At 71.5% G+C, this 14,387-nt stretch carries 12 protein-coding genes; 4 read left to right on the forward strand and 8 right to left on the reverse strand.

The features are described from left to right. Window positions 1-75: 75 nt before the first annotated feature. Genes H490_RS23755 through H490_RS23780 form a run of 6 tightly spaced genes read right to left on the reverse strand, consistent with a single transcriptional unit; the run spans window position 76 to window position 6,919 of the window. Complete coding sequence (locus H490_RS23755) at window positions 76-1,059, reverse strand: sugar ABC transporter substrate-binding protein (RefSeq protein WP_017883961.1); 984 nt, start codon at window positions 1,057-1,059, stop codon at window positions 76-78. Then, window positions 1,056-2,111, reverse strand: coding sequence for an ABC transporter permease (locus H490_RS23760; protein WP_017883962.1), 1,056 nt, complete (start codon window positions 2,109-2,111; stop codon window positions 1,056-1,058). Before H490_RS23760 ends, H490_RS23755 begins: the two co-directional genes overlap by 4 nt. After that, window positions 2,108-3,115: an ABC transporter permease gene (locus tag H490_RS23765; RefSeq protein WP_017883963.1), complete on the reverse strand. Its 1,008-nt coding sequence runs from the start codon at window positions 3,113-3,115 to the stop codon at window positions 2,108-2,110. Before H490_RS23765 ends, H490_RS23760 begins: the two co-directional genes overlap by 4 nt. After that, entirely contained in the window at window positions 3,112-4,605 is a 1,494-nt protein-coding gene (locus tag H490_RS23770; RefSeq protein WP_017883964.1) for a sugar ABC transporter ATP-binding protein, read from the reverse strand. The genes H490_RS23765 and H490_RS23770 overlap by 4 nt, the downstream gene beginning before the upstream one ends. Next, complete coding sequence (locus H490_RS23775) at window positions 4,602-5,663, reverse strand: aldose 1-epimerase family protein (RefSeq protein WP_017883965.1); 1,062 nt, start codon at window positions 5,661-5,663, stop codon at window positions 4,602-4,604. The genes H490_RS23770 and H490_RS23775 overlap by 4 nt, the downstream gene beginning before the upstream one ends. A 2-nt stretch (window positions 5,664-5,665) precedes the next feature. Beyond that, window positions 5,666-6,919, reverse strand: coding sequence for a hypothetical protein (locus H490_RS23780; protein WP_051066186.1), 1,254 nt, complete (start codon window positions 6,917-6,919; stop codon window positions 5,666-5,668). Window positions 6,920-7,106: 187 nt separating this feature from the next. On the opposite strand from H490_RS23780, the gene H490_RS23785 reads away from it, so the two are divergent. The 4 genes from H490_RS23785 to H490_RS23800 all read left to right on the forward strand — a co-directional run bounded on the left by H490_RS23785 (window position 7,107) and on the right by H490_RS23800 (window position 12,779). Beyond that, on the forward strand, window positions 7,107-7,868 hold the full coding sequence (locus tag H490_RS23785; protein WP_031289990.1) for a DeoR/GlpR family DNA-binding transcription regulator: 762 nt from the start codon (window positions 7,107-7,109) through the stop codon (window positions 7,866-7,868). A gap of 105 nt (window positions 7,869-7,973) precedes the next feature. Continuing rightward, complete coding sequence (locus H490_RS23790) at window positions 7,974-10,013, forward strand: bifunctional rhamnulose-1-phosphate aldolase/short-chain dehydrogenase (protein ID WP_017883968.1); 2,040 nt, start codon at window positions 7,974-7,976, stop codon at window positions 10,011-10,013. Next, a complete protein-coding gene (locus tag H490_RS23795; RefSeq protein ID WP_017883969.1) occupies window positions 10,010-11,482 on the forward strand; it encodes a rhamnulokinase in 1,473 nt (490 codons plus the stop codon). The genes H490_RS23790 and H490_RS23795 overlap by 4 nt, the downstream gene beginning before the upstream one ends. A 37-nt stretch (window positions 11,483-11,519) precedes the next feature. Next, complete coding sequence (locus H490_RS23800; RefSeq protein ID WP_017883970.1) at window positions 11,520-12,779, forward strand: alpha-hydroxy acid oxidase; 1,260 nt, start codon at window positions 11,520-11,522, stop codon at window positions 12,777-12,779. Window positions 12,780-12,785: 6 nt separating this feature from the next. On the opposite strand, the gene H490_RS23805 is transcribed toward H490_RS23800, so the two are convergent. Next, window positions 12,786-13,136, reverse strand: coding sequence for a hypothetical protein (locus H490_RS23805; RefSeq protein ID WP_017883971.1), 351 nt, complete (start codon window positions 13,134-13,136; stop codon window positions 12,786-12,788). 208 nt (window positions 13,137-13,344) lie between these two features. Then, window positions 13,345-14,373 carry an alpha/beta hydrolase gene (locus H490_RS23810; protein WP_228407123.1) on the reverse strand — a complete coding sequence of 343 codons (1,029 nt, stop codon included), beginning with the start codon at window positions 14,371-14,373 and terminating at the stop codon, window positions 13,345-13,347. Window positions 14,374-14,387 lie beyond the last annotated feature (14 nt).

A 14,387-nucleotide genomic window follows, 5' to 3' on the forward strand; every position in this document is an offset into this window, starting at 1 on the left:
AACAAACGGGCGAACAGACGGACGAGGCGGCCCCGGCCGAAGCCGGGACCGCCCCTGGGTCATGCGTCGAGCGCCTTAGAACGCGGGCTCCTCGGAGTCGACGTTCTCGGCCGTCACCACCGTGAGGGGGATCGGGAGACGCTTCTCGACCGTCTCGCCGTCGGCCGCCTGCAGGATCGTCTCGAGCGCGAGCTTGCCGTCCTCCACGGGCGACTGCACGATGGTCGCGTAGAACTGACCAGCCTTGATCGACTCGAACGCGTCCTTCTGGCCGTTGATGCCGATGATCGGCGGGATCGCGGCCGCGTCCTTGCCCGCCTCGGCCCAGGCGTCGATGAAGCCCCGGGCCATCGTGTCGTCGTTGGCGTAGACGCCGTTGATGTCATCGCCGAACCGCGTGATCAGGTCGCGACTGGCGACGAGCGCCTTCTGCTGGTCGAAGTCGGCGTTGACCGTCTGCAGCACCTCGATGTCGGCGCCCTCGGCCTCGAGCTGATCGGTGAACCCGTCGGTGCGGCCGATCGTCGTGCCGTTGCCGGCCTGACCCGCGATGATGACGACCTTGCCCGTGCCGCCGAGCGCCTCGATCATCGCATCGGCGGAGAGCTTGCCCTCCTCGTAGACGTCGGGTCCGGTGAAGCTCGCGACGAGATCCAGCGCCTCGTCGTCCATCGGTGTGTTGATGAGCACGACGGGGATCCCCGCCGACTGCGCCTGGATCAGACCGGGGATGTAGGCCTGCGGATCGAGCGGCCAGAGCACGATGCCGTCGGGGCTGCGGCCGATGCAGGTGGTGAGCTGCTCCGTGCCGGTCTGCACGTCGAAGTCCTGACTGAGCATCGTCACCTTGGCGCCCGCCTCGTCGGCCGCCTCCTGGAAGGCCTTGTTGGCGGGCGTGGCGTAGGCGTGCGACTCGGCCGCCGTGATGTAGCAGATCTCCTTGCCGGCGCCGCCGGCCTCGGATGCGCCGGAGGCGGAGTCGCCTCCGCCGCCGGAGCAGGATGCGAGCAGCAGCGCCGCTGCGAGCGCCGTTCCGCTGAACAGTACCTTCTTGATCATGCGATCGTCCTTTCGATTTCTTTCGGTTGGGTGCCGGCGCTCTTCCGTGAGAGCCGGTGCACGAGTGCGGTCAGGGACACGTTGACCCCGCGCTTCGAGTGCGTGAGGCGGTCGAGCAGGATGAGGAGCAGCAGGATCACGCCTGTGACGATGTCCTGCACGTACGCGGGAACGCTCTGGTACTCCATCGCGGTGGTGAGCGAGGCGAGGGTGAGCAGGCCGCCGAGCGTGCCGAGCGCGGAGCCGATGCCGCCCTCGAGGCGGGTGCCTCCGATCACGACGGCCGCGATCGCGGTCAGCACGATCGTGTCGCCGAAGACCGGGGAGCCCGTGTTCGCCGCCACCCCGAAGGTGACGCCGGCCACACCGGCCATGAGCCCGCTGAACACGAACGCGCCGAAGAGGTACCAGCGCGAGCGGATTCCGCTCGCCGACGCGCTCGTCGCGTTGCTGCCCACCGCGAAGAGGTTGCGTCCCACGACCGAGCGGGTGAGCCACACGTGGAGGAGCAGGATCAGCACGAGGAAGATCGTGACGCGGGCCGAGAGCGTCCAGACGAGGGGCTGGGTGAGCGGGATCCCGAAGAAGGGATCGATTCCGCTCACGGGTCGGGAATCCGTGATGAGGTGGCAGACCGCTCGGAAGAGCAGCATCGACGCGAGTGTGGCGACCAGCGAGTTGATCCTCAGCACCACCACGAGCAGCGCGTTGAAGGCTCCGGCGACCAGCCCCACCCCCACCCCCACGAGCGCCGCGGGCACCTGTCCGAGCTCGCCCTGCAGCCCCACGGCCGCGATGCTCGAGAGCGCGAGGATCGCCCCGCCCGAGAGGTCGAGCTGCCCCGCGATGAGCACGACCGTCAGTCCGATCGCGATGAGCCCCATCGTCGCGGCCCGGTCGAGCCCGAGGCTGAGCGTGCGCGCGTCGAAGAAGCCGGGCACGAAGGTCGCCGCGATCGCGAGCGTCGCCACGAGGATCACGATCACCCGGTAGCGCACGAGCCCGAGGAGCGCGATCGTCCAGCCGCTCGGGGACTGGGATGCGGTGTTCACGAGCGTCCTCCCTTCCGTCGGAGGTAGATGTCGAGCGAGACGGCGCCCACGATGAGCAGGCCCTTCGCGATGCCCTGCACGGGGGTCGGCACGCCCTGCAGCACGAGGATGTTGTTGAGCAGCGCGACGAAGAGGAGCCCGCCGAGGGCGCGCGGGATGCTGCCGGATCCGCCGAGCAGACTGATGCCGCCCACCACGACCGCGGTGATCGCGTCGAACTCGTAGCCGATGCCGATGCCGGGGCGGGCCGTCTGCAGCGTCACGCCGAGCAGCACGCCGGCGAGCCCGCTGAGCCCCGCGGTGAGCACGAACGCCGAGGCCCGCGTGCGGGCGAGCGGCACCGCGCTCGCCCTGGTCGCGTCGGGGTTGCTGCCGGCGGCGTAGATCCATCGCCCGAGCGTCGTCCGCGAGAGCATGAGATGGCCCGCCACCGCGACGACGAGGAAGACGATCACGATGATCGGGATCCCGAGCACCCGGCCGTTCAGGAAGGTCTGGGCCGCCTTGTCGGTGCCGTAGACGATCACGCCGCCCACGCTCCACTGCGCGATGCCGAGCACGATGGTGCTCACCGCGAGCGTCGTGATGACCGGGTTGATCCGGGCGTAGCCGATGAGCAGGCCGTTGACGCAGCCCGCCGCGAGCGCGGCGAGGATCGCGACGATCGCCGCGGGCACGGTGCCGATCGCCGGCTGAAGACCGAGGGTCAGGATCGCCCCGACCGCGACCGTCGCCGGCACCGAGAGGTCGGCGAGACCGCGCGTGATGAACACGAGCGCCATGCCGACGACGATGACGCCGAGGATCGAGATGTTGATCAGCACGTTCACGAGGTTGCCGAGCGTGAGAAAGCGGTCCGAGAGGACCGCCCCCACCACGAGGAGCAGCACGATGCCGAGCGGCATCCCGATGAGGGGCGCGATCCGCGCGGCGAGGTTCGCCTTCGTCACTCTGCTCGTGCCGGGCACCCCCGTCGCGGTGGTGTCGAGTCTGGTGTCGCTCATACCGTCGCCGCCTCTCCTGTCGCCGCGTGCATGACGCTCGTCTCATTCGCCTCCGCGCGGCTCAGCTCCGCGGAGACCCTGCCCTCGTGGAGCACGAAGATGCGGTCGCTCACCGCGAGCACCTCCGGGAGCTCCGAGGAGATCAGCAGGATCGCCGTGCCGGCGGCCGCGAGCTCCCCGATGATCTCGTGGATGTCGGCCTTCGCGCCGACGTCCACGCCGCGGGTGGGCTCGTCGAGGATCAGCACCCGGGGCCGTGCCGCGAGCCACTTCGCGATGACCACCTTCTGCTGGTTGCCGCCGCTCAGAGTGTCGACCGGTCGGTCGATGACCGGCGGCGACACCCCGAGGGCGGTCACCTGATCCTTCGCCAGCTCCTTCTCGCGCGAGCGCGAGATCCATCCCCCGGTCGACAGCCGTCCCAGCACGGGGAGCGAGATGTTGTCCTTGATCGAAGCGGATGGCACGATGCCGTCGCGCTTGCGATCCTCCGGCACGTAGGCGATCCCGGCCGCGACGCCCTTTCCCGGCGTTCTGGCGTGCACTTCCGCACCGTCGACCCGCACGGTGCCGGACTGCGCCCGGTCGAGGCCGAAGACGGCGCGCGCGACCTCGGTGCGGCCCGCGCCCACGAGGCCCGCGAGGCCGACGATCTCGCCGGCGCGCACGCTGAGCGAGACATCCTCGAAGGCGCCCGAGCGGGAGAGCCCCTCGACCTCGAGTACCGTCTCACCGATGGGCACCTCCCGCTTGGGGAAGACGTCGGTGAGATCGCGCCCCACCATGAGCCGGATCATCTCCCCCGCGGTGAGGCCCTCGGAGTCGCGCGTCTCGATCTGGCGCCCGTCGCGGAGCACGGTGACCCGGTCGGCGAGATCGAGCACCTCGCGGAGCCGGTGGCTGATGTAGATGATGGCGATGCCGTCCTCGCGCATGCGGCGCACCACCTGGAACAGCGCGAGCGACTCGTGCTCGCTGAGCGACGAGGTCGGCTCATCGAGCACGATGATGCTCGGGCGCTGCGCGTAGGCCTTCGCGATCTCGACGATCTGCTGCTGGCTCACGGTGAGCGAGCCGAGGATCGCGGACGGATCGATTCTCGCGTCGAGGGCCTCGAGCACGGCGACCGCCTCGTCGTGCAGTCGACGGCGCTGGACGAGGCCGAAGCGCGACGGGGTCGCGCCGAGGGTGATGTTCTCGGCGACGGTCAGGTCGGGCACGAGGTTCAGCTCCTGGTAGACCATGCCGATGCCCCGCCTGCGGGCGTCGATGGGGCCGGCGATCCGCACATCCTCGCCGTCGAGCCGGATGACGCCCTCGTCGGGCTGGTAGACGCCGGCGAGGATCTTCATGAGGGTCGACTTGCCCGCCCCGTTCTCGCCCACGATCGCGTGGACCTCGCCCGCGTCGACCGCGAGGTCGACGTCGGAGAGGGCCCGGATCCCCGGGAACGACTTGGAGATGCCTCGCATCTCGAGTACCGCGCTCATGCCTCGCTCCTTCCGCCCGCGTCGGCCGATGCCGCGCGGATCTCACTGGGGCCGCACACGAACTCGACCCGGTGGTCGACGCTCTCGCCGGGCTCGAGCACGGGCAGCACGCCGGCCTCGCGCGCGGCGGCGCGGCCGAGGCTCCAGTCGACGTTGGTCGGTTCGAGGCCCAGCACGTAGTGCCCCTCGCCCATCATCTTCCACTGGTGCAGCGCGGGCAACGTCGCGGAGTCGAAGCGGATCGCGAGCCGCAGATCGAGATGCGGGTTGTCGACCGCGACCTCGGCCTCGTCGCACCCGCTGAAATCGTGCTTGAACACCTGCTCGGCGTATCCGGCGACGGGTTCCGAGATGCTCCACCAGTCGGCGAGCCCCGTCTCGGCCGCGGCGTCGCGCGGAGTGACCGACTTCGACGGCACCGTGAGCACCGCGGCCTCGTCGAGGAGCGGCCAGCCGATATTGGCGTGGTACAGCACCATGGTGCCCGCGGGGGCGGCCGCTTCGTTCGTGATGCGGTCCTCGATCACGACGCGCGCGGTGCCGAGCGGGATCTTGATCCGCCTGCGGAGCACCAGGTTCTCGCCGAACACGGTGGTCTGGCGCACCTCTCCTTCGACGACGATCTCCTCATCGGTGGTCTCCGCGCGCGTCACCGTGGCGGGGATGCCGCCGACGCGGCCGTGCATCGGGTAGTCGACGCCGGCTTCGGTGCTCGGGGGCCCGAACGCGTCGAGGCCGCAGGTCGCGAGCAGCCCGCCGCCGAAGCTGCGGAGCCACTCCGTGCCGGAGTCGACGGTCAGGCCCGGAGCGGGAAAACCGGTCGGCGAGTGCCAGGCGAGGGGCACGCCGCGGTAGGTCGCGGCGCCCAGGTCGAGCGCCCGGTCCGGGTGCACGTGCACGGTGAGACCCGCGCCGGAGGTGAGGATCAGCCTGCGCGCGCCTCGCGCGGGGCCCTGGGTCTCGACGAGATCGTCGATGCCCGCGAGCTGTCGCGGCGAGCCTGTGCGGCGGCGCGCCTCGGCCGGCGACCGACCGTAGAAGAGAGGGGCGGCGGGCATGATCAGAGTCCGAGCTCTCCGCGCTCGGCCGCCAGCTGCTGGTTGCCCGGCCCGAAGTGCTTGAGCAGCACGAGATCGTCGGTCGCGGAGGTGTTGGTGACCTCGACCCCGTTCTTCGCCGCGGCCGCGGTGATGAAGAACTCATCGCTCGAGAGCTGGCCGTAGCGGATGCTCGCGATCGCAGCGATCGGCAGGTCGTCGAGACGACCGTGACCGGCGACGGCGATGAGCCCGTGCGCGTCGCGATCGGCGATCGTCACGCTGCCGCCCGGAGCCACCGTGAGCTCCTTCGCGCTGAACGCGGACGAGCGGTAGGTGATCCAGCGCTCGACGTACTCGGGCGATCCCGCGCGGCTCTCGATCGTCTCGATCGGGGGCGTGAAGCGGTTGCTCCAGAACTCGGGGTCGACGTTGCGCTCCCAGTCGACGAGTTCGACGATGAAGTCGAGGTCGCCCACGCGGTCGGCCGGCACGTCCTTCCAGAGCAGCTCGTCCGGCACCTCGCGGTTGTTCGACCAGGACTCCGTCATCGCGAAGACGTCGCAGGCGGCCTGCGGTTCGTAGGTGCACATGCTCGCCGGGGCGTGCAGGATGCCGGCCGGCACGTCCCAGCCGGTGCCCGGTGTGATCCGGTAGGCCTTGGAGAGATCGGTGATGCGGTTGTCGCCGCCCGTGAGGAACGCGGCGAGCTTGTCGCGCAGCTCGTCGCGGGTGACCTCGGGGTGCAGGCCGAAGAACGTGTAGGGGAACTGGCCGCCGTGGTTGTTCATCTGCGGCGGGAAGTAGTAGGCCTCGGGCTTGCCCGGCTTGCCGACGAGGGCTGCGTGCTCGTCGCGGTGGTGGATGTGGAAGGGCAGGGGGAACTCGTTGTCGAAGAACTTCGAGTACATGGGCCACAGGCCGTGGCTCTCCCAGAGGCCGCCGATGGCGTCGCCCTTCGTGTGGGCGACGAACTCGTCGAGCGGGATCACGCCTCCGGTCGGGTCGAGCACGAGGCTGAGGCCCTCGAACGGGTCGGTGAGCGGGCCGTTCTCGGCGCGCACGGCGCTCGCGAGCCAGCGTTCGTCGATGCCGCCGCGCTCCTTGCCGAGGGGGAAGTAGTCGTCGGGGTGGAGGCGGATGCGGCGGCCGGGAGTGCAGAACGCGCGCGGCACCCAGGTCGGGGCGAGGCGGAGGATGCCGCCCGCCTCGTTCATCGCCCGATCGATCGCGGCCTCGGATCCGGTGACGCCGTCGTAGGGGCCGGCCTGTGCCATGTTCACTCCTTCGTGTCGTGCGCGGTCGCCGCTGTCGCGGCGCTCGTCCTTCAGGTTCATTGAACCAGAAATGTTTCATTGAAGCTACCAGATGGTTTCGCGGAGCGCAAGACCGGCGGAACCGCCCCGCCAAACCGCCCCGCACCCTCGCCCCCGCCGCTCGCGACGACTCAGTATGCTCGGTCGCATGGCGGTGAACAGCAGCGTCGACGGCGAGCGCCGACGGAAAGAACTGGTCGAGCTCGTCGAGGCGGCCGGCGAGATCTCGATCGAGGAGGCCCGCGCCCGCTTCGAGGTGTCGGCCATGACGATCCGCCGCGATCTCGAGGTGCTCGAACTCGAAGGGCGGCTCCGCCGGGTGCGGGGCGGCGCGGTGCCGGCGCCCGCCGCCCGCAGCCACGACGATCGGCTCGCGACCCGCAGCGCGGCGAAGCGCGCGATCGCTCGGAAGGCGCTGGCGCTCGTGCCCGTGCGCGGTGCGATCGCGCTCGACGCCTCCACCACCGTGCACGCGCTCGCGGAGACGCTCGGCGAGCGCGACGGGCTCGTCGCCCTCACCAACTCGATCCAGACGTTCGAGGCCCTCACTCGCGCGGGCGGCATCGAGGCGCAGCTGACGGGCGGCCGTCACGAATCGGTCACCGGCAGCCTCGTCGGACCGCTCGCGAACGCGGGGGCGAGGGCCCTGCACACCCGCGTCTTCTTCAGTTCCGCGGCCGCGCTGCACCCCGGCACCGGCACGTCGGAGGCATCGCTCGCCGAGGCCGAGGTCAAGCAGCAGTTCGCGCAGGTCGCCGACCGCACGGTGCTCTGCATCGATGCCTCGAAGCTCGGCGAGCGCTCGACCGGACACGCCCTCGAGCTCGCCGACGTCTCGACGCTCGTGACCGACCTCGACCCGGCCGACCCTCGCCTCGACCCCTACCGGGACCGCGTCGAGCTGGTGTGACGTGAGTCGGCGACGGGAGCCCGGCGGGAGGGCGCCCGCCCCTTGTCTCGAATGTTGTTTCGTGTTACATTCACACGAAACAACACTTTCGGATCAGGAGCCCACATGACCCGCCCCGTCACCGTCGACGACCTCATCGCACGCTCGAACCGCCTGGGAGCCGACAGGAAGAACACCAACTTCGCAGGCGGCAACACGTCGGCGAAGGGCGCAGCCACCGACCCGGTGACGGGCGACGAGATCCAGCTGATGTGGGTCAAGGGGTCCGGAGGCGACCTCGGCACGCTCACCCCCGCAGGCCTCTCCGCACTGCGCCTCGACCGGCTGCGCGCGCTCACCGAGGTCTACCCCGGCGTCGACCGCGAAGACGAGATGGTCGCGGCCCTCGACTACTGCCTGCACGGCAAGGGGGGCGCGGCCCCCTCCATCGACACCGCGATGCACGGCCTCGTCGATGCGGCGCACGTCGACCACCTGCACCCCGACTCGGGCATCGCGATCGCCACCGCAGCCGAGGGCGAGGAGCTCACCGCGAAGATCTTCGGCGATCGCGTCGTCTGGGTGCCCTGGCGCCGCCCCGGATTCCAGCTCGGCCTCGACATCGCGGCCATCAAGGCGGCGCACCCGCAGGCCGTCGGCTGCATCCTCGGCGGCCACGGCATCACGGCGTGGGGCGACACCAGCGAGGAGTGCGAGCGCAACTCGCTGTGGATCATCGACACCGCAGCCGACTACATCTCCGAGCACGGCGCCCCCGAGCCCTTCGGCGCCGTCGTAACCGGCTACGAGCCGCTGCCGGAGGCCGAACGACGCGCCCGCGCCGCCGCGCTCGCGCCCGCCATCCGCGGCATCGCCTCGCACGACAGCACGATGGTCGGCCACTTCGACGACAGCGAGCCGGTGCTCGACTTCCTCTCCCGCGAGAAGCTCTTCCCGCTCTCCGAGCTGGGCACGAGCTGCCCCGACCACTTCCTCCGCACCAAGGTCAAGCCGCTCGTGCTCGACCTCCCCGCCACCGCGACCCTCGAGCAGCAGCTCGAGCGCCTCCCGCAACTGCACGAGGACTACCGCGCCGCCTACCGCGCCTACTACGACGCGCACGCCGACGAGACGAGTCCCGCCATGCGCGGCGCCGACCCGCTCATCGTGCTCGTGCCCGGCGTCGGCATGTTCTCCTACGGCAAGGACAAGCAGACCGCCCGAGTCGCCGGCGAGTTCTACCTCAACGCCATCAACGTCATGCGCGGCGCCGAAGCGCTGTCGCGCTACGCGCCCATCAGCGACGCCGAGAAGTTCCGCATCGAGTACTGGGCCCTCGAGGAGGCGAAGCTGCAGCGCCTGCCCGCGCCGAAGTCCCACCAGGGACGCATCGCCCTCGTCACCGGCGCCGCCTCCGGCATCGGCAAGGCGATCGCCACGCGCCTCGCAGCGCAGGGCGCCTGCGTGATCGTCGCCGACCTCGACGCCGAGAAGGCCCGAGCGGCGGCCTCGGAGCTCGGCAGCACCGACGTGGCGGTCGGAGTGGCGGCCGACGTCTCCGACGCCGCCGCGGTGAGCGCCGCGATCGACGAAGCCGTGCTCGCCTTCGGCGGCCTGGACCTCGTCGTCAACAACGCGGGCCTCTCGCTCTCGAAGCCGCTGCTCGAGACGACCGAGCGCGACTGGGACCTGCAGCACGACGTCATGGCGAAGGGCTCCTTCCTCGTCTCGCAGGCCGCCGCCCGAGCCATGATCGCGCAGGGCATGGGCGGCGACATCGTCTACATCTCGTCGAAGAACAGCGTCTTCGCCGGCCCGAACAACATCGCCTACTCCGCCACGAAGGCCGATCAGGCCCACCAGGTGCGGCTGCTCGCGGTCGAGCTCGGAGAGCACGGGATCCGCGTGAACGGCATCAACCCCGACGGCGTGGTGCGCGGATCCGGCATCTTCGCCTCCGGCTGGGGCGCCAATCGCGCCGCGACCTACGGCGTGAAAGAGGAGGACCTGGGCCAGTTCTACGCCAACCGCACGATCCTCAAGCGGGAGGTGCTGCCGGAGCACGTCGCCGACGCGGTGTACGTGCTCACCTGCGACGAGCTCAGCCGCACCACCGGCCTCCACGTACCCGTCGACTCCGGCGTCGCCGCCGCCTTCCTGCGATGAGCACCGCACCCTTCGCAGCGGCGCACGGGCGCACGGGGGCCGACGGCGCCGTCGCCGCCGTCGACCTCGGCGCGAGCAGCGGCAGGGTGATCCTCGGGCGGGTCGAGGACGGCGCGCTGCGCACCCAGCACATCGCCCGCTTCGCCAACGACCCGGTGCGCACCCGCGACGGCCTGCACTGGAATCTGCTCGAGCTCTACCGCCAGGCGCTCGCGGGGCTCGCCCTCGCCGAGCGCGGCGCGCCAGGAGAGATCATCTCGGCCGGCGTCGACTCCTGGGCCGTCGACTACGGCCTGCTGCGCGACGGCCGGCTGCTCGGCGTGCCGTACCACTACCGGGACGCCCGCTGCGAGGCCGGCGTGGCGCGGGTGCACGAGATCGTCGCGCCCGAGGCGCTCTACGCCGCCAACGGCCTGCAGCACCTGAGCTTCAACACGGTCTTCCAGCTCGCCGCCGAGGGCCCGCTGCTCGAACTCGCCGACCGCATGCTGATGATCCCGGACCTCCTGGGCTATTGGCTCACCGGGGTGGCCTCTGCCGAGCTCAGCAACGCGTCGACCACCGGCCTGCTCGACCCCCGCACCCGCACCTGGGACACGGCGCTCGCCGAGCGCCTCGGCCTCTCCCCGCGGATCCTGCCGCCGCTCGTCGAGGCCGGCACCCGACTGGGGCCGCTGGTGCCCGAGGTCGCGGAGATCGTGGGACGGGCCTTCGACGTCACCGCGGTCGCCTCGCACGACACCGCGTCGGCCGTGGCCGCGATCCCGAGCTCGCGCCCCGACTTCGCGTACATCTCGTGCGGCACCTGGGGCCTCGTCGGGCTCGAGCTCGACGCCCCCGTGCTCAGCGAGGAGGCCCGCCTCGCGAACTTCACCAACGAGGGCGGGATCGACGGCACCACGCGGTTCCTGCACAACGTGATGGGCCTGTGGCTGCTGTCGGAGTCGCTGCGGCACTGGTACCCGGGATCCTCGGACGCGCAGCGTTCGAGCCGCCTGCAGGAGCTGCTCGCCGAGGCGTCGCGGCTCGGCGGGCCGGTGCCGCTGTTCGACGTCAACGACCCCTCGTTCATGCCCCCGGGCGACATCCCCGGGCGCATCGACGCCTGGTGCGCCCGGCACGGCGAACGCGCTCCCGGCACTCCCGCCGAGACCGTGCGCTCGATCGTCGAGAGCCTCGCGGCCGCCTTCGCCGACGCCGTGCGCACGGCCGCCGAGCTGGCGGGCCGCGACGTCTCGATCATCCACATCGTGGGAGGCGGATCGCTGAACGCGCTGCTGTGCCAGGCCCTCGCCGACCGCTCGGGCCTGCCGGTGCTCGCGGGCCCCGTCGAGGCGACCGCGATGGGCAACCTGCTGGTGCAGGCGCAGGCCGCCGGCCAGGTCGATCCCGGCCTCGACGCGCTCCGCGCCGTCGTGGCCCGGTCCGCTTCCCTCACGACCTACACCCCCGGCGCACGGTCCCGGTAGGGCCCGGGCGTCGGCTCCGGAAAGGAACGCACAGCACATGGCCAAGCGCCAACTCCCCAACCCGGTCGAGCTGCTCGAACTCATGCAGTTCAAGAAGCCCGACTTCAACGGCAAACGGCGGCGACTCGAATCGGCCCTCACCATCGCCGACCTGCAGCGCATCGCGAAGCGCCGCACCCCGAAGGCCGCCTTCGACTACACCGACGGGGCGGCCGAGGGCGAGCTGTCGCTCGCGCGAGCGCGCCAGGCGTTCGAGGACATCGAGTTCCACCCCGACATCCTCAAGCCCGCCGAGCACGTCGACGCGTCGATCGAGATCCTGGGCGGCCGCTCCTCGCTGCCGTTCGGCATCGCGCCGACCGGCTTCACCCGCCTCATGCAGACGGAGGGCGAGATCGCCGGCGCGGGAGCCGCGGGGGCGGCGGGGATCCCCTTCACCCTCTCGACGCTCGGGACCACCTCGATCGAGAACGTCCGCGCGGCGAACCCGAACGGCCGCAACTGGTTCCAGCTCTACGTGATGCGCGAGCGCGAGATCTCGTACGGCCTGGTCGAGCGCGCCGCGGCAGCGGGCTTCGACACCCTGATGTTCACGGTCGACACCCCGATCGCGGGCGCCCGTCTGCGCGACAAGCGCAACGGCTTCTCGATCCCGCCGCAGCTGTCGCTGAGCACGATCGCGAACGCCATCCCGCGGCCGTGGTGGTGGTTCGACTTCCTCACCACGCCCAAGCTCGAGTTCGCGTCGCTCTCGACGACGGGCGGCACGGTGGGCGACCTGCTCAACGCCGCCATGGATCCCACGATCTCCTACGACGATCTCGCCGTGATCCGGCAGATGTGGCCGGGCCGGATCGTGATCAAGGGGGTGCAGAACGTGCCCGACGCAGTGAAGCTCGTCGATCTCGGCGTCGACGGCATCGTGCTCTCGAATCACGGCGGCCGACAGCTCGACCGGGCGCCCGTGCCGTTCCACCTGCTGCCCCGCGTGGTGCGCGAGGTCGGCGACGACGCCACCGTGATGATCGACACCGGCATCATGAACGGCGCCGACATCGTCGCCTCGGTCGCGCTCGGCGCGAAGTTCACGCTCGTGGGACGCGCCTACCTGTACGGGCTGATGGCCGGCGGCCGCGCCGGGGTCGATCGCATGATCGCCATCCTGCGCAGCGAGATCGAGCGCACCATGGCCCTGCTCGGGGTCTCGACCCTTGACGAGCTCGAGCCGCGCCACGTCACGCAGCTGAGCCGCCTCACCCCCATCTCCCGGGTCGCGAACGAGGCCGAGCGCGCCTGAGCGCGCTCAGGGCCGCTGGGCCCCCGGCAGGCACTCGCGCACCTCGACCCAGGTGTCGAGCTCGCCGGCGAGCTGCCCGGCGAGCTCGTGCGCGCGGGCCCGGTCGGGCACCCGCACCACCCAGATGCGCCGCAGCGGTTTGCCCGCCTCGTTGTACCAGCCGTCGCGGTGCTCGCCGCCCGGCCCCACCACCTCGGCCTGCGTGTCGCTGTCGAGGGTCTCGGTCCACTCGAGCTCGGAGCGGCTGAGCAGCTCGTCGTCGAAGCGGGCGAGAAACCCGACGACCTCTTCGATCCACTCGGGGGTGCGCTGCAGCAGCTCGGACTCGCGGCGGTGCAGCAGAAGCATGAAACGCATGGCGCCCTCCTCTCCCCGGGCGGTCGGGAGGCGCCGCGGGTCGGCCGCCTCGCGCCCCGGTGCTCCCATCGTGGCACAGCGGGCACGCGGCGCGGAAGAATCGGCCCGGCTTCGTCCCACGAAGGCCCACGGAAACGGCGGTGCGGGTGAGACGAAGTCGGGCCGATTGCACGGGCCGATTGCACGGGGCGGCACGGCGCCGCGGGGCTCAGCCGGCGGCGAGGATGCGCCGCAGCTCCGCGACGAAGCGGTCGATGCTCTGCTGCGCGTCGGCACGCGCGCGCTCGCCCTCGTGGGGGCGGTTCAGGTAGCCGTGCACGGTACCTGGCTGCACGGTCTCGACCACCGCGACGCCCGCCTCGCGCAGCTGGTCGGCGAACTGCTCGCCCGAGGCGCGCAGGTCGTCGGCGTCGGCGTTCACGATCACCACGGGCGGCAGGGCCGCGAGCCGCTCGGCCGGCAGCTCGCCCGCCACGACGGCCCCAGCGGCCGCCGCGCCGGCGGCGTCGCCCAGGTAGGAGTCGTACATGTCGGCGATGCGGCCGGCGTCGAAGCGGCGCTGGGCTGGCAGGGCTGCGGTGGCGGCGTCGAGCTCGGGGTCGAGTCGCTGCACGCGGTGCAGCGTGGGGTACTCGAGCAGCAGCGCGTCGACCGGGCGGCCGGCGCCCGCGGCGGCGGCATCGGCCTGCGCGAGCGCTGCGAGGGTGGCGAGGTGCGCGCCGGCGCTCGCGCCTCCCACGACGAGGGGGCCCTCCTCGGCGCCGGCCCAGCGCAGCACGGCGGCGACGTCCGCGGCGGGCGCCGGCGCCTTCACGGTGTCGCTCGCGAGGGCGTAGTCGACGGAGTGCACGCGGATGCCGGCCTCGGCGAAGCGCCGGGCCGCCCAGTCGGCCTCCGGCCAGTCGAGCGTGCCCCGCATGAACGAGCCGCCGTGCGCCCAGACGAGCGTCGCCCAGGCCGCGCCCTCGGGCTCGTAGCTGCGCACCGGCACCGCCGCCGAACCGGTGCGGTTCGGCAGCCCCGGATCCCGCCCCGCCGCCGGGCCCTCCACCTCGATGTCCGCGATCCGCATCTCCCCGCCCCTCTCGATCGACCCGTGGGTCAGCGCGGTGAGCTCGGCCGTTCCGCCGCCGGGCAGCACCGCGGCCGCTCCGACCGCGCTCGCGAACAGGGCGAGGCAGATTGTGGAGAGCCTGCGCCATCGAGCGGCCGGCCGTCGGCGACTCGCGTGTGGCACGGGCACAGTGTACG

The sequence above is a fragment of the Leucobacter sp. UCD-THU genome (genome assembly GCF_000349545.1).
GTDB classification, from domain to species: domain Bacteria; phylum Actinomycetota; class Actinomycetes; order Actinomycetales; family Microbacteriaceae; genus Leucobacter; species Leucobacter muris.

What these genes read in the sequence shown, in the direction of transcription:
- H490_RS23800 (WP_017883970.1), top strand. Translation starts at nt 11,520, where the DNA reads ATGGCCAAGCGCCAACTCCCCAACCCGGTCGAGCTGCTCGAACTCATG.
- H490_RS23805 (WP_017883971.1), bottom strand. Translation starts at nt 13,136, where the DNA reads ATGCGTTTCATGCTTCTGCTGCACCGCCGCGAGTCCGAGCTGCTGCAG.
- H490_RS23775 (WP_017883965.1), bottom strand. Translation starts at nt 5,663, where the DNA reads ATGCCCGCCGCCCCTCTCTTCTACGGTCGGTCGCCGGCCGAGGCGCGC.
- H490_RS23790 (WP_017883968.1), top strand. Translation starts at nt 7,974, where the DNA reads ATGACCCGCCCCGTCACCGTCGACGACCTCATCGCACGCTCGAACCGC.
- H490_RS23765 (WP_017883963.1), bottom strand. Translation starts at nt 3,115, where the DNA reads ATGAGCGACACCAGACTCGACACCACCGCGACGGGGGTGCCCGGCACG.
- H490_RS23795 (WP_017883969.1), top strand. Translation starts at nt 10,010, where the DNA reads ATGAGCACCGCACCCTTCGCAGCGGCGCACGGGCGCACGGGGGCCGAC.
- H490_RS23780 (WP_051066186.1), bottom strand. Translation starts at nt 6,919, where the DNA reads ATGGCACAGGCCGGCCCCTACGACGGCGTCACCGGATCCGAGGCCGCG.
- H490_RS23755 (WP_017883961.1), bottom strand. Translation starts at nt 1,059, where the DNA reads ATGATCAAGAAGGTACTGTTCAGCGGAACGGCGCTCGCAGCGGCGCTG.
- H490_RS23785 (WP_031289990.1), top strand. Translation starts at nt 7,107, where the DNA reads ATGGCGGTGAACAGCAGCGTCGACGGCGAGCGCCGACGGAAAGAACTG.
- H490_RS23770 (WP_017883964.1), bottom strand. Translation starts at nt 4,605, where the DNA reads ATGAGCGCGGTACTCGAGATGCGAGGCATCTCCAAGTCGTTCCCGGGG.